Source organism: Ruegeria sp. C2, from assembly GCF_056537765.1.
This window is the reverse complement of record NZ_JBQFRZ010000008.1, coordinates 99,962-114,323: the sequence shown is the minus strand read 5'-3', so window position 1 is coordinate 114,323 and position 14,362 is coordinate 99,962. Positions and strand designations below refer to the sequence as shown.

Genomic DNA, 14,362 nt, shown 5'->3' with positions numbered 1-14,362 from the left:
CTGCGGTCAGCGTCGTCTTGCCGTGGTCAACGTGGCCAATCGTGCCGATGTTGACGTGCGGTTTTGTACGCTCAAACTTTTCCTTTGCCATTCCTCAGGCGCCCTTTTGCGTTTTGGGGACCCTCGGTCCCGTGGTTACATCTGCGCGCGCGAGATATTTGGTTCAGGGACGAAAATCAAGCACATCCTGAGGGAAAAGCGGATTAGGACGCCGGATTTTGCGTGACCTGCTCGGATTCGAGTGGCTGGATCAAGCCGGGCCGCTTGTCGAACCAACCATCGTCCTTGTGTTCTTCGGCCAGCCATTCCTCAACCCGGTCGGCAACTTTCAGGGCCAGGCCGTTCATCTGCTCTTCTCGGGTTCGTGCATTTCCCGACCCGGCCAAGGCACTTTCACCAGTGGTATCTTCAAGCACCTGGAACTGCTTACCTTTGGCAAGGAACTCTTTCTTCTCGACGTCATAGACGTTGACCAGAACGATCGCTGTGCTTTTGGGATTGTAGATGACGGGCACGCCCGGAGGTGCCAGCATGTAACCTTCAAGGCTGATACCTATGTCGTATTCCTGGGTTCCCTCATAGCGGCCAAGCCGGATATCAACCGCATTTTGGATGGCATCTTCCCATTCCTTCGGCGTCGCATCCCTCGAAATCGGCCCCTGCTTGGCTTTCTCGGCAAACGCATAATTCACACGAAGTTTGAATTCGCCCAACGACTCGGGCTCTTCATAAACCTGTGTCTGGGTGCACGCGCCCATCAGGGCCAGCCCGGTGATCAGTGTCAGAATGCGCAGCATGTTTCTCGTCTCGATAGGCCTGTTTTCTTTGGATGTAGCGCACCGACACGGGTTGTGCCAAGCCGTATCGGCATAATTTCACCAAACGGGCGCGCAGATCACGAGAACTTATAATTCCGCGGGAAGCCGTAGGGCGGTTTTTTACCGACGCCTGCACGCTTAGCTAGCCATTGAGACATATCGGCCTCGTGCCGGGTCTTGTCGCCACCCATCGACCATTTCAGGCCTTCTTCCCAGTTGAATGTGGTGATGTCGGACAGGCCGCCATCCAGTTCCAGCGTGCCCTGCCGCCCCCGCGCCATATTGTATTTCTGCAAGCGGACGCCTTTGCCTCGGGTCATCTCGGGCAGTTCCTCGGTCGGGAAGACCAGGAATTTGCCGTTCTGGGACACCACGGCCACATGGTCGCCCTCGACCGGCTTACAGATCATCGCAGTTTCGTCGCCTTTGACGTTCAGCACCTGCTTGCCGTTTCGGGTTTGTGCCAGCACGTCATCCTCGGGCACCATGAAGCCGTTGCCCGCATCCGAGGCCACCAGCAGCTTGCGCCCCGGCTTGTGGATCAGGATGTCGATAATCTGTGCCTCGTTCGGCAGATCAACCATCAAGCGCAGCGGTTCACCCATGCCCCGCCCACCGGGCAGGTTGGCGGCGCTGACCGTGTAGAAGCGTCCGTTCGACGCAAAGACCAGCAACCGGTCCGTGGTTTCCGCATGGAAGATAAACCGCGGACCGTCGCCGTCCTTGAACTTCAACTCACGTTTCAGGTCGATATGGCCAGTCATGGCGCGAATCCAGCCCATCTGCGAGCAGACGACCGTGATTGGTTCCTTGTCGATCATCGCCTCAAGCGGCACTTCTTCGACCTGTCCGGCTTCAGCAAATTGCGTGCGCCGCGCGCCGCCTTCGTAGTCTTTGCCGAAGGTCTTCTTGGTCTCTTTCAACTGCTCGGCGATCTTGGCCCATTGCAGCGAGGGATCGGCCAGCAAGTCTTCGAGGTTGGCGCGTTCCAACATCAGCTCGTCGCGCTCGCGCACCAGTTCCATCTCTTCCAGACGGCGCAGACTGCGCAGACGCATGTTGAGAATGGCGTCGACCTGAACTTCGGACAGTTCGCCCTCGCCCGGTTTGGGCGTGACATAGTCGGATTCGTCGGTCGCGCGGACATGGTCGATACTCCAATCCTCGCGCATCAGCGCGGCTTTGGGGTCGTCGTCATAGCGGATGATGTCGATCACGCGGTCGAGGTTGAGGAAGGCGACGATAAAGCCCTCCAAGACCTCCAAACGATGGTCGATCTTGCCCAAACGATGGCGTGAGCGGCGGATCAGCACCTCTTGCCGGTGATCAAGGAAGGCGCGCAGCACTTCCTTCATCGAGCAGACCTTGGGCGTCACCCCGTCGATCAGCACATTCATGTTCAGGCTGAACCGCACCTCTAAGTCCGAGTTGCGATAGAGCATGCCCATCAGCACCTCGGGGTCGACGTTTTTGGAACGCGGCTCAAGGATCAGACGAATGTCATCTGCGGATTCGTCGCGCACATCGGCGAGGATCGGGATTTTCTTGGTTTGGATCAGTTCCGCGATCTTCTCGATCAGCTTGGATTTCTGAACCTGATACGGGATCTCGGTAACGACGATCTGCCATTGGCCGCGGCCCAGATCCTCGACCTCGAACTTGCAGCGTAAGCGGAAAGAACCGCGCCCGGTGCGATAGGCCTGCGCGATGTTCTCGGGCGGCTCAACGATCACGCCGCCGGTCGGAAAGTCCGGGCCGGGTACGTAATTCAACAGCGTGTCGTCACGCGCATCCGGCGTTTTGATCAGATGTAGGCAGGCGTCGCACAGCTCCGAGATGTTATGCGGCGGAATATTCGTCGCCATGCCCACCGCGATACCGCTCGCCCCGTTGGCCAGCAGATTCGGGAACTGCGCGGGCAGCACGACCGGTTCGGTCAACGTGCCGTCATAATTGTCGCGGAAATCGACGGCGTCTTCGTTCAGACCCTCAAGCAGCGCCTCGGCCACGATGGTCATCCGCGCCTCGGTGTAACGCGAGGCCGCCGGGTTATCGCCGTCGATATTGCCGAAGTTCCCCTGCCCGTCGACCAGCGGGTAGCGGACGTTGAAGTCCTGCGCCAGACGCGCCATCGCGTCATAGATCGCAGCGTCGCCATGAGGGTGGTAGTTGCCCATCACGTCGCCGGAAATTTTCGCCGACTTCCTAAAGCCACCGGTTGCACTGAGTCGCAGCTCGCGCATCGCGTAGAGGATTCGCCGGTGAACCGGCTTCAACCCGTCCCGTGCATCGGGCAGAGCCCGGTGCATGATGGTGGACAATGCATAGGTCAGATAGCGTTCGCCAATCGCGCGGCGCAACGGTTCGGCTATCTCGCCCCCACCTTCGGGGGCCTCCATATTGGGGTCGTCGATCGTGTCGTTCATACATGATGTGATACGACGCAAGCGCGCGCGGGTAAAGCAATCGGCAGATATTTTACTGGGGACAAGTCGGGCTTTTTGCAACAGGGGGAGGCAAGTATCGGATTTCCCCCATTTTTCGACTCGATGCCCGATTTATGGTAACCTCTCAAACATTAAGACTGCTGCCTTTTATTGTTGTTACGATTGCCAGGGGGTGCGCCATGACGCGCGTTATTATTATCACTTTCGCCGCTCTCGGTTGGAGCTTCTACGTGATGAGTGGTGGACCGGAATTCGAGCCGCGCGGTACCCGCGCCGAACAGCCCGTTCGTATCGCGTCAACACCCACACCATCGCAAACGGCCCAAGCCGAGGAGCTGGTCACCAACGTCGCCGCCCGCGCGGTTCAGGCGCGGGTTCAGCCCGAACCCCAAACCGAAGGCGATCCTATCGTCGTTCTAACGCAAGTCGCGGCCGATCCGCTGGAACAACCCACCGCGTTTGACGATCAAGGCGCAAGCTTCACTCTGGCCTCGCTGGAAGATGGGCTCGCCGGGCTGCAGCAAACCTCGACCGAGGTGCAGGACGACGTCACCCCTGAATCGCAAATCATTGAACCCGAAAAAGACATCCGCGAGATCGCGGGTACCCGTGTGAACATGCGCGACGGCCCCGGCACGATCTATCCGATCATCGCCAAAGGGGTAATCGGTCAACGGGTCGAGGTTCTGGGCGAATCGGGCACCGGCTGGTTACGCCTACGCCTGCTGCCCGAACAACGGGTCGGGTGGATCGCCTCATCGCTGGTTCGAAAGCCAACAAACTGACGCAACTGTGTCATTGTCCTGACCAGAACCACGCCGTAGCTATGGGCGAGGTACACAGGCGGGGACGATATGCAGAAATCGATTCTGATCACGGGCTGCTCATCCGGAATAGGGCTGGACGCGGCGCATGGCATGCGTGCACGGGGCTGGCGTGTCTTTGCCTCATGCCGACAGCAGCGCGACTGTGACAGGCTGCGCGCGCAGGGTTTCGACAGCCCCTTGATCGATTATACGAATGCCGAAACCATTACCTCGGGCCTGCGTCAGGTGCTCGAGGAGACTGGCGGCGCCCTGGATGCGCTGTTCAACAACGGTGCACATGGTTTGCCCGGCGCGGTTGAAGATGTACCGACCGACGGTCTGAGGCAGATTTTCGAAACCAATGTCTTCGGATGGCATGAACTGACCCGCCAGGTGATTCCGGTCATGCGCGCGCAAGGTCATGGCAGAATCGTTCAGAATTCATCCGTTCTGGGACTCGTCGCGTTTCCATGGCGCGGGGCTTATGTAGCCACCAAATACGCGATCGAAGGGCTTTCGGATACGCTTCGGCTGGAGTTGCGCGATACTGACATCAAAGTCATCCTGATCGAACCCGGCCCCATCACCTCGAAAATCCGCCAAAACGCCATTCCAGTCTTCGAACGCTTTATCGATTGGGAAAACTCGGCTTTGCGCAAACGATACGAGGAATCGCTGCTCAAACGGCTTTACGAATCCTCGGGACCCGACAAGTTCGAACTGCCCGCCTCGGCCGTGACCACCAAGCTGGCCCATGCGGTTGAAGCCAAACGCCCGCGCACCCGGTACTATGTCACCACACCTACCTATATCGCTGGCTATCTGCGCCGTATCCTGCCAACGCGCACCATCGACCGCATCCTGTCGGACATCTGAGGCGAAATTACCCGTTCGCTTTTGCGGGCGATGAGGCTAGATCGGGCGCAACGAAACAAAACACGGACGGTGATCTTATGGACCTGTTGATGGTCGTACTGCTTCTAGCCATGGCGGCGGTGGTCGCCGTGCTGGTTATGGGCATCGCCAATTTTGGAAAACCCGGCAAAGATGCTGCAATGAAAAGCAACAAGATGATGCGGCTGCGTATCCTGTTTCAGTTCATTGCCGTGGTGTTGATCGTGCTCTACGTCTACCTGCGCGGACAAGGAGGCTAAGAGATGGTCGTACTCAACAAGATATATACCCGCACCGGTGATGACGGCAAAACCGCACTCGGCAACGGGGAACGGGTTGCCAAGTATTCCGGGCGCGTTGCGGCTTATGGCACCGTGGATGAGCTGAATTCCTTCGTCGGCGTGGCACGCACCGAAGCCGAGGGTGAAGTCGAGGCCGCCCTGTCCCGCATTCAGAATGACCTGTTCGATCTGGGCGCCGATTTCTGCCGCCCCGACATGGACAAAGATGCCGAGGCCGACTACCCGCCCCTTCGCATCATCGCCGCCCAAATCGATCGGCTTGAGGCCGAGATCGATGTGATGAACGAAACGCTTGAGCCCTTGCGCAGTTTCATCCTGCCCGGCGGATCGCGTCTGGCCGCGCATTTGCACGTATGCCGCACTGTCTCGCGCCGGACCGAGCGGCTGGCCGTTGAACTGACCAATATGGAACCGGTAAACGAGGTTGCGGTCAAATACCTCAACCGCCTCAGCGACTGGTTCTTTGTCGCCGCGCGCTGCGCCAACGATGGCGGACGTGACGATGTGCTCTGGATTCCGGGCGCGAACCGCTGAGCGCACCCGTCGCGGGGAAATTAAATTTCGTTTCTTGTCGAAAAAATGACAAAACGCGACGTCTCGAACCCATGACGTGACGATTTTGCTCTGTTGCCGGACATCGCGACCCGCTATCTAGGCCGCGAGAGCATTGGTGGAGTCGCTGCGCGGCTTGCCGTTTTTGTAAGGAGCATACGCAAAAATGAAGGTACTTGTGCCTGTCAAGCGCGTGATCGACTACAACGTGAAAGTTCGCGTCAAAGCGGACGGCAGCGGTGTTGATCTCGCCAATGTCAAAATGTCGATGAACCCGTTCGACGAGATTGCAGTAGAAGAGGCGATCCGCCTGAAAGAAGCGGGCAAGGCCGACGAGGTCGTTGCTGTTTCGATCGGTGTAAAGCAGGCGCAGGAAACCCTGCGTACCGCGCTCGCCATGGGTGCTGACCGCGCGATTCTGGTTGTTGCAGCCGATGATGTTCACACCGATATCGAACCGCTGGCCGTCGCCAAGATCCTGGCCAAAGTGGTCGAGGAAGAGCAGCCGGGCATCGTTCTGGCAGGCAAGCAGGCGATCGACAACGACATGAACGCCACCGGCCAGATGCTGTCGGCCCTGCTGGGCTGGTCGCAGGGCACCTTCGCATCCGAGCTGGACATCGAAGGCGACACCGCAAAGATCACCCGCGAGGTGGATGGCGGCCTGCAGACAATCAGCGTCAAGATGCCAACCATCGTGACCGTTGACCTGCGCCTGAACGAGCCGCGCTATGCGTCGCTGCCGAACATCATGAAGGCAAAGAAAAAGCCGCTGGACGAGAAAACCGCCGCCGATTACGGCGTCGACGTCACTCCACGCCTGGAAATCGTCAAGACCGATGAACCCCCGGCGCGCGCTGCGGGCATCGTGGTCGGCTCGGTTGACGAGCTGGTCGAGAAACTCAAAGAAGCGGGGGCTGTGTAATGGCTGTACTTCTGCTTGCCGAAGTCAACAATGGCGAACTGAGCTTCGACGCCACCGCCAAAACCGTTGCCGCCACCAAATCGCTGGGTGACATCACCGTTCTGGCCGCGGGCGGCTCTGCCGCTGCTGCAGGTGAAGCTGCTGCGAAGATTGACGGTGTGTCCAAAGTGCTGGTTGCCGAAGATGCCTCGCTGGGTCATCGCCTGGCGGAATCGACTGCAGCCCTGATCGTAGGTCTGGCCGATGGGTACGAGCACATCGTTGCCCCCGCGACCACCGACGCCAAGAACGTGATGCCGCGCGTAGCCGCGCTGCTGGACGTGATGGTGATCTCGGATGCGTCCGGCGTGGTTGACGGTTCGACCTTCGAGCGCCCGATCTATGCGGGCAACGCGATCCAGACGGTGAAATCGAACGACGCCAAGAAAGTCGTCACCATCCGTACTGCCAGCTTCGATGCCGCGGGCGAAGGTGGTTCGGCTGCTGTCGAGACCATCTCGGTCGGTGAGAACCCCGGGCTGTCCGAGTGGGTTGAGGACAAGGTTGCCGAAAGCGACCGTCCGGAACTGACTTCGGCTGGCGTTGTTGTCTCGGGTGGTCGTGGTGTCGGATCGGAAGAGGATTTCAAACTGATCGAAACCCTGGCCGACAAGCTGGGTGCCGCCGTGGGCGCATCGCGTGCCGCAGTCGACTCGGGTTATGCCCCGAACGACTGGCAGGTCGGCCAGACCGGTAAGGTTGTTGCACCGGACCTGTATGTCGCTGTCGGCATCTCGGGCGCGATCCAGCACCTTGCGGGTATGAAAGACTCAAAAATCATCGTCGCGATCAACAAAGACGAAGAAGCGCCGATCTTCCAGGTTGCCGATTTTGGTCTGGTTGCCGACCTGTTCCAGGCAGTGCCGGAACTGACCGAGAAACTCGGCTGAGTTTAGGCGAAGATTTTTCGTCGAAAAATCTTGCAAGGCCCGCCAATGGCGGGCCTTTTTTGTTACAGATCAGCATCCTGAATGGAGGAAGACAGCACCTCAGCAATTCGCCGGTGTGTTGCCGGGCCGATCATGTGCTCGGCCATAGGCTGCTGTATCGTGCCGAACAACGCATCCTCAAGATCATCGGAAACCCCCGAAACCTGAGCATGTATTTGCACCACTTCCGCGCAGAATGAACTCAATGCGCCAAGCATCATTGCCTCGATTTTGAGGCGTTCATGACAGTTGTGACCACTGTCGCCTTCATCTACCTCAAGCGCCAACAGCACCACAGGTGAAGCGAACCCCTTCAAGACCGTTTGCAGATGACTGAGCCAGCTCTGACGCAATCCATCCGCGACGATGTCGAAGCGCGAATCAGGATGCGCTTGAAGTCGCGCGAGCAAATGACCCACAAAGTGGATATCCGTAAAATCTTCTTCGGGATAAAGCCGCACCAGCTCTGGCGTCGGGGCAACAAAACGGTCATTGCGGCGTGGATGCACGCGATAGAAGCGATTGGTGTGGCCCGTCAAATCGGGCGCTTGCAACACACACAGCTCTGACGCGTTGGCGAGGCTTATCAGGCTCCTGTCCCGCAATAAGGTTTCGGCCCCGCAATAAAGGCTGCCGAAATTGATGCAGCGGCGACCAAGGCGCTGCTGCAGAATCGTCGGATAGGGGCGATCCACGAATCGACCGAAAGTCTCTTTTCCCCCGATACAAGCGACATAAGGCCGGTCCAAAGCCCGTTTGGGGCCTCGGAACCGCAGTTTCGACGCCGTATAACTGCACGTAAGTTCAGCGGGATCCCTCACGCCGATCGGTTGATAGCTCATCTCACTCACCCAAATTTTCACCCGGTTGCCATCTTGCCGCCGCAGGTGTTGAGAAAACCCTAATGCGCGCATTTGAAGCGAATTTGACCTGTCCGATCCCCTTGCCGCCCACCCGGAACTGCCGATAATGTCGCCATAACCTGCGAGCAAAGGCACCAGAACATGGATGTAAAATCAGTCGGAGTGATCGGCGCCGGTCAAATGGGCAACGGTATAGCTCATGTCATGGCCCTGGCGGAGTATGATGTTCTGCTCAATGACATCAGCCAGGACGCTCTGGACAGCGCACTGGCGACGATCGAGGCCAATCTGGCACGGCAGGCTTCGCGCGGGAAGATCTCCGATGAGGCGCTTCAGGCTGCAATGGGCCGGATTACGACAACACTGAACCTGCCCGATATCGGACAGACCGATCTGGTGATCGAGGCCGCGACCGAACGGGAAACGGTCAAACAAGCCATTTTCGAAGATCTGCTGCCGCATCTGCAGCCGCATACGATACTGACTTCAAACACCTCGTCCATCTCGATCACGCGTCTGGCCAGCCGCACAGACCGGCCGGAGCGATTCATGGGGTTCCATTTCATGAATCCTGTCCCAGTCATGCAGTTGGTCGAACTGATCCGGGGCATTGCCACGGATGAAGAGACGTTCAAGGCCTGTAAGGCAGTCGTAGACCGGCTGGGCAAAACCTCGGCCAGTGCAGAGGATTTCCCTGCCTTTATCGTCAACCGTATCCTGATGCCGATGATTAATGAGGCGGTCTATACGCTCTATGAAGGCGTCGGGAATGTGCAGTCCATTGATCAGTCCATGAAGTTGGGGGCCAACCATCCGATGGGGCCGCTGGAACTGGCAGATTTCATTGGGCTGGACACCTGTCTAGCGATCATGAACGTGCTGCATGACGGGTTGGCGGACACCAAGTACCGCCCTTGCCCGTTGCTGACGAAATATGTCGAGGCCGGATGGTTGGGGCGCAAAACCGAGCGCGGGTTCTATGATTATCGCGGTGAGGTTCCGGTGCCGACACGATAGGGATTGAGAGGGCCAGCCCTCTCTTGAGCCTGTGGCTCAATTCACTCCCGGGATACTTTTGACCAGATGAAGAGCGGATCAGCGCTTGCCGAGGGCGAGTGTGTGATCGCGGAGCCAAGCCATGAAGCCACGCGGGTCACGTTCCAGCAGCGCCATGTCTTCGTCCGGGATCGGCTCGCCGATGACCGGGGATTGCGGCTTATTGCAGGAACGGACGATTTCATGCAGCAGCAGACCCTGGCGCAGGATCGGCGAAATCTGATTGGCGACTTGATACCAGCGCGAGTTACTGCCGGGGAAGAAGATCGGGACCACCTTGGCGCCCGAGCGACGGATCATTTTTGCCGTGAAGACGTTCCATTCCCGCTCGATTGCCGGGCCAAACCAATCATCGGACGACATCACCACGCCCGACGGGAACAACGCCACAACGCCGCCGTCGGCCAGATGTTTCATCGCCTTGCTGCGCATCTCGAGCATTTTGGCCTGAGCCTCGGGATCGTGCGGGAACGGCACCGGGATCATGAACGAGGTCGCGGCCTCATCCAGACCGGTCAGGACCGAGCGGGTCAGGATGCGATAGTCACTACGGACCCGACCGATGAGTTCGGCGAAGATCATACCATCGACCATGCCGTGCGGGTGGTTGGCGACAACCACAACAGGCCCCTCTTTGGGGATGCGGGCGATCTGCTCGGCCGGAGTCGTCAGATCGATACCCATGGTCTTGAGCGCGCCGCCCCAGAATTTCTGGCCGCGATAATGCTCATTTTGCTTTTCGAACTTGTTGACCATGCGCAGGATGGTCAGTTTTCCCGTGCACCATTCAATGGCGCGAATGGCCGTGGACGTCCAGGCATCGTCAAACGAGTTGGCGTAGGTCAGGGTTCTGCGGTCGTAAATCTCACCCTGATCAGTGTCGTGATCTACTACAGGACCTGTCTTGGTATCGTGCGTGGTTTCCGCCAATTGCCTTGTCTTTCCGTCCTTGGTGTCTTGGCCGTCAGAATCCCTCGCCGAACTTGTCGTTCACCAGAGTTTCCAAAGCTTCTGCCAACGCCTCAGCATCCGGGCCGGACGTCTCGACGTCAATAGTGGTTCCGCGCGACGCTGCCAACATCAAAAGGCCCATGATACTGTCGCCCGAGGCAGAAAGCCCGTCGCGAGACACCTCGGCGCGTGCGTCGAAGCCTTCGACCACCTCGACCAGCTTGGCAGAGGCGCGGGCATGCAGGCCCTTTTCATTTATGATTTTCAAACTCTTGTTCGTCATATGAATGTATCCGGTATCAATCCAGCGTCACATTTTGCGCATTGATGTATTTTCGTCCAGCTTCCAACGCCAAACGCACCGCCTCGGCCAGCGGTAGGTGGCGGCTTTTGGCCAGTTTGATCAGCATGGGCAGGTTGGCGCCGTACAGGATTCGCCGATCCTGCGGCGCACAGGCCCGCAGGCTGAGATTCGACGGGCTGCCACCAAACAGATCGGTTACGACGACCACGCCATCGCCCTGATCGACCGTATCGGCGGCACGACAGATTTCAGCCTGTTTTTCTTCGCGGTCATGGTCAGCCTCAATCGGAATGGCGATCAATCCGGGCTGTTTACCAACCACATGCTGCGTGGCGGACAGATATTCCTGCGCCAACCCCCCATGTGCAACAATTACGATCCCGATCAACTCGGCCTCACATTCAAAGAACGACGCTCCATTTCGCGGTGCCTAATTGACACCTGCTGGCCCGCTTCTGCAAGGGCCTTTGCAACAGCTTCCGCAACCGCGACCGACCGATGCTGGCCGCCCGTACAACCGAAGGCCACCGACAAATGCGTCTTGCCCTCGGCCCGGAACGCCGGGAGCAATTCGATCAGCAGATCGACAACCCGGTCAAAGAAAGCGCTATAGTTCATATCCGACTGAACATAGGTCGCGACATCCGGGTTTCGACCATCTGCGGAACGCAATTCCGGTTGCCAATAGGGATTGGCCAGAAACCGGCAATCAAACACCATGTCCAGACCGCGCGGCAGGCCACGCTTGTAAGAAAAGGATTCGATTGAAACCGCCAGATGACGCCCGCCTTCGGGGGCGAACCAACGCTCAACTTCTTCGCGCAGCTGGTGGACGTTCAGGGCGGTGGTGTCGATCAGGGTATCAGCAATCTCTCGGATCGGAGCCAGCAGTTCCTTTTCCTGGCGCACGCCGGTTTCCGGGCTTGCATCACTGGCGACCGGGTGGCGACGACGGGTCTCCGAGAAGCGTCTCAACAACACTTCGTCACTGCAATCCAGATAGAGAATGGTCAGGTCCACCTGCTCCATTCGCCCCAGTTTCGCAGCCAGTTCGATGAAACCGATTGTCGAGAAATCGCGGTTGCGCGCATCGATACCCAGCGCCATCGGGCTGCCCGGGTCTGAACCGTCCATAAGCCGCGACAGAAGACCCATCGGCAGATTGTCGATCGCCTCGAATCCGAGGTCTTCAAGGACGTGAATAGCGGTCGAACGACCCGCGCCAGAAGGCCCTGTTACCAATACGGTACGGCGTTGAGCGGTCATGTGTTCGGCCATTCGGGGCTCACGCGTCCCATTTTCAGAAGCTGCAGCAATGCTGCCGGTAAATTGGGTACGGTGGCGGCGCGAAGCAAGGGAACAGTTTGCTTTAGTATTCTCACGTTGGTTGGTTCAGGCAGGCGCGCCGGCTCAGCCTGATCCAAATCGATCACATATGACAACGGGACAGACCTGACAGCTTCGGCCTGCAGAAGGCCCACGCCACGCGCCTCGATCAGACCGCTTAGATGCGGGACAGCGGTGGCCATGACCTGTGCACCTTGCATGGTCAGTTCGGTGCGATCATCAGCCACAAGCTGCGCGCCCAAGGCCATCATCTGCAAGGCTAGTGCCGATTTCCCCGCACCTGACGCGCCCACGATCAGCAAGCCCGCATCCCCGACAGCCACGCAAGAGGCATGGATGCATGCGCTTTCTTGCTCTGCGATGTCGGTTAAAAGCCCGCCGCCCATGACCTAGACGGGCAGTCCGACCACAAACCGCGCGCCCAGCGGTTCGGAGGTGGCATCCGCCTCGGTCGGGCGAATGTTCTCGGCCCAGATCACACCGCCATGGGCCTCAACGATCTGCTTCGAGATAGCCAGACCAAGGCCCGAGTTGTTGCCGAAATGCTCTTCCGGGCGTTGCGAATAGAAACGTTTGAAAATCTTGGTAAGGGCCTGATCCGGGATACCCGGGCCGGTGTCTTCGACCACAACAAGCACGCGGTTATCACGGCGGCGCACCCAAACGCGGATCGCGTCCTGGTCCTCGCAGAAGGAAATAGCGTTGGTGATCAGGTTGACGAAGACCTGAGCCAAACGCGCTTCAAGCCCGTTGACCACGATAGGATCGGACGGCAGATCCGTGATATAGTCGATACCTTTGGTGCGCGCCTCTTCCCCAAGATACTGGCCGATATTGTTCAGCAGTTTCAGCAGATCGAAGGGCTGTTCCTCTTCCTTTACCAGCTCCGCATCCAGCCGTGATGCGTTCGAGATGTCACTGACCAGACGATCCAGCCGCCGCACGTCATGCTCGATCACGCCCAACAGTTTTTCGCGCTGATCATCGCGCTTGACCATGCGCATGGTGCCGACAGCGGATTGCAAACTGGCCAGAGGGTTCTTGATCTCATGCGCCACATCTGCGGCGAACTGCTCGTTCGCATCGATGCGATTATATAGCGCGGTGACCATACCGCGCAGCGCCTGGCTGAGGCGGCCGATCTCATCCGGACGTGCGCTGAGATCGGGTATGCGGATCCGCCCCGGATTGACGCCGGTGCCGCGATCCTTGCCCATCTCGGCTGCTGCCGCCAGATCGGCAAGCGGGTTGGCGATCGTCGAAGCCAGAACAAGGCTGAGACCAATGGACACCAGCAGGGCTACGACAAACATCTGCAGGATGCGCTCTTGCTCCTTGCGGGCCAGTGCGTCGATTTCACCTGCGGGGCCTGCCATGGCAACCGCACCCACGGGCGCATCATCCAGCAGAATCGGGGCGACCGCGACGATCACGGTCTGGCCGACGCCATCCTTAACAGCCTGAACCTGCATCCCGCCATCAAGCGCCTGCGGAATCATCTCTTGTACGCGCTGAGCCAAAGTGGGCAGATCGACGTCAGCAGAACCGCTGAAAACCGCTGAGATGCCGTTCCAGACCGCATTCAACGCATCGCTGATCAGTGTGCCTCCGGTCGCGTTGTCTGCATTCTGGCGCAACAGGCTGGGCAATTCGGTAGAAGCTGAGGCGCCCCGCGTCCAGCCGATCAGCGTGCCGGTGCCGTCATAGACAAAGACCTCGCCACCTTCCGGCAGGCTAAGGCCAGCCAGCGTGTCCCGTACATCCAGCGCGGCTGCGCCTGCGGGGGCGGGCTGGCGCAGCTGGGTTTCAAACACGTTGCTGACAAGCTGTGCATCGCCAACCAGATTGCGCGCCGTTTGCTGCACACGCTGCTTGCGCGAGTCGTCGAGATAGAGAAGCCCGGCCACCAGAATGACCAAAGCCACTAGGTTGAATGTAATGATCCGGCGCGCAAGTGCTGAATGGCGCAGGCTGAACAGGTTGCGGCGCGAGCGTTTGGCCCGCAGCTCGGCAGACTCGGGGTCCAGGGGGATGACCCAATCATCCCCTAGAACGACGTCCGCGTCGCGCACTTGATTGGCGTGTTCAGTATCGCGCACGAGACCCTTTTACCCCTTAAAAACGGCCGC

Annotated in this window: 17 protein-coding genes; 7 read left to right on the top strand and 10 right to left on the bottom strand. The window is 58.8% G+C overall.

What is annotated here, in order from left to right:
• The 3 genes from ACR0IV_RS18760 to parC form a co-directional block, all read right to left on the bottom strand.
• The coding region (locus ACR0IV_RS18760; RefSeq protein WP_215675807.1) for a GTP-binding protein at positions 1 to 91 on the bottom strand (91 nt) is incomplete at its 3' end.
• A 112-nt stretch (positions 92 to 203) separates the two neighbouring features.
• On the bottom strand, positions 204 to 797 hold the full coding sequence (locus ACR0IV_RS18755) for a hypothetical protein (RefSeq protein ID WP_480660204.1): 594 nt from the start codon (positions 795 to 797) through the stop codon (positions 204 to 206).
• A gap of 98 nt (positions 798 to 895) precedes the next feature.
• Complete coding sequence (gene parC, locus ACR0IV_RS18750) at positions 896 to 3,244, bottom strand: DNA topoisomerase IV subunit A (protein ID WP_480660205.1); 2,349 nt, start codon at positions 3,242 to 3,244, stop codon at positions 896 to 898.
• A 200-nt stretch (positions 3,245 to 3,444) separates the two neighbouring features.
• Here parC and ACR0IV_RS18745 point away from each other — a divergent pair, with 200 nt between their 5' ends.
• From ACR0IV_RS18745 to ACR0IV_RS18720, 6 genes are all read left to right on the top strand, one after another.
• The gene (locus ACR0IV_RS18745; protein WP_480660206.1) at positions 3,445 to 4,050 is read left to right on the top strand and encodes an SH3 domain-containing protein; all 606 of its coding nucleotides are present in this window, start codon (positions 3,445 to 3,447) and stop codon (positions 4,048 to 4,050) included.
• Between the two features lie 69 nt (positions 4,051 to 4,119).
• Positions 4,120 to 4,947 carry an SDR family NAD(P)-dependent oxidoreductase gene (locus ACR0IV_RS18740; RefSeq protein ID WP_480660207.1) on the top strand — a complete coding sequence of 276 codons (828 nt, stop codon included), beginning with the start codon at positions 4,120 to 4,122 and terminating at the stop codon, positions 4,945 to 4,947.
• A 77-nt stretch (positions 4,948 to 5,024) separates the two neighbouring features.
• A complete protein-coding gene (locus ACR0IV_RS18735) occupies positions 5,025 to 5,225 on the top strand; it encodes a twin transmembrane helix small protein (RefSeq protein WP_480470661.1) in 201 nt (66 codons plus the stop codon).
• 3 nt (positions 5,226 to 5,228) lie between these two features.
• Positions 5,229 to 5,801, top strand: coding sequence for a cob(I)yrinic acid a,c-diamide adenosyltransferase (locus tag ACR0IV_RS18730; RefSeq protein WP_480660208.1), 573 nt, complete (start codon positions 5,229 to 5,231; stop codon positions 5,799 to 5,801).
• Positions 5,802 to 5,985: 184 nt separating this feature from the next.
• Positions 5,986 to 6,744: an electron transfer flavoprotein subunit beta/FixA family protein gene (locus tag ACR0IV_RS18725; RefSeq protein ID WP_170673809.1), complete on the top strand. Its 759-nt coding sequence runs from the start codon at positions 5,986 to 5,988 to the stop codon at positions 6,742 to 6,744.
• Entirely contained in the window at positions 6,744 to 7,673 is a 930-nt protein-coding gene (locus ACR0IV_RS18720; RefSeq protein ID WP_480470663.1) for an electron transfer flavoprotein subunit alpha/FixB family protein, read from the top strand. The genes ACR0IV_RS18725 and ACR0IV_RS18720 overlap by 1 nt, the downstream gene beginning before the upstream one ends.
• 62 nt (positions 7,674 to 7,735) lie before the next feature.
• Here the strand turns inward: ACR0IV_RS18720 and ACR0IV_RS18715 are convergent, their stop codons facing one another.
• Positions 7,736 to 8,554 (bottom strand): DUF6473 family protein, encoded by an 819-nt coding sequence (locus ACR0IV_RS18715; protein ID WP_480734419.1) that lies wholly within the window; start codon positions 8,552 to 8,554, stop codon positions 7,736 to 7,738.
• A 162-nt stretch (positions 8,555 to 8,716) separates the two neighbouring features.
• Between ACR0IV_RS18715 and ACR0IV_RS18710 the strand changes: the two genes are divergently transcribed.
• On the top strand, positions 8,717 to 9,592 hold the full coding sequence (locus ACR0IV_RS18710; RefSeq protein WP_480470665.1) for a 3-hydroxybutyryl-CoA dehydrogenase: 876 nt from the start codon (positions 8,717 to 8,719) through the stop codon (positions 9,590 to 9,592).
• A 78-nt stretch (positions 9,593 to 9,670) separates the two neighbouring features.
• Here ACR0IV_RS18710 and ACR0IV_RS18705 read toward each other — a convergent pair whose 3' ends face one another.
• The 6 genes from ACR0IV_RS18705 to ACR0IV_RS18680 are packed head-to-tail and all read right to left on the bottom strand — an operon-like array spanning position 9,671 to position 14,332.
• On the bottom strand, positions 9,671 to 10,561 hold the full coding sequence (locus tag ACR0IV_RS18705; RefSeq protein WP_480660210.1) for a lysophospholipid acyltransferase family protein: 891 nt from the start codon (positions 10,559 to 10,561) through the stop codon (positions 9,671 to 9,673).
• 34 nt (positions 10,562 to 10,595) lie between these two features.
• Complete coding sequence (locus ACR0IV_RS18700) at positions 10,596 to 10,865, bottom strand: HPr family phosphocarrier protein (protein ID WP_039541855.1); 270 nt, start codon at positions 10,863 to 10,865, stop codon at positions 10,596 to 10,598.
• 16 nt (positions 10,866 to 10,881) lie between these two features.
• The gene (locus tag ACR0IV_RS18695; RefSeq protein ID WP_480470667.1) at positions 10,882 to 11,274 is read right to left on the bottom strand and encodes a PTS sugar transporter subunit IIA; all 393 of its coding nucleotides are present in this window, start codon (positions 11,272 to 11,274) and stop codon (positions 10,882 to 10,884) included.
• Entirely contained in the window at positions 11,271 to 12,164 is an 894-nt protein-coding gene (rapZ, locus tag ACR0IV_RS18690) for an RNase adapter RapZ (protein ID WP_480692818.1), read from the bottom strand. Before rapZ ends, ACR0IV_RS18695 begins: the two co-directional genes overlap by 4 nt.
• Positions 12,149 to 12,619, bottom strand: a complete 471-nt coding sequence (locus ACR0IV_RS18685) for an HPr kinase/phosphorylase (RefSeq protein WP_480660212.1) — start codon at positions 12,617 to 12,619, stop codon at positions 12,149 to 12,151. The genes rapZ and ACR0IV_RS18685 overlap by 16 nt, the downstream gene beginning before the upstream one ends.
• Positions 12,620 to 12,622: 3 nt before the next feature.
• Positions 12,623 to 14,332, bottom strand: a complete 1,710-nt coding sequence (locus ACR0IV_RS18680) for an ATP-binding protein (protein WP_480660213.1) — start codon at positions 14,330 to 14,332, stop codon at positions 12,623 to 12,625.
• Positions 14,333 to 14,362: the final 30 nt, after the last annotated feature.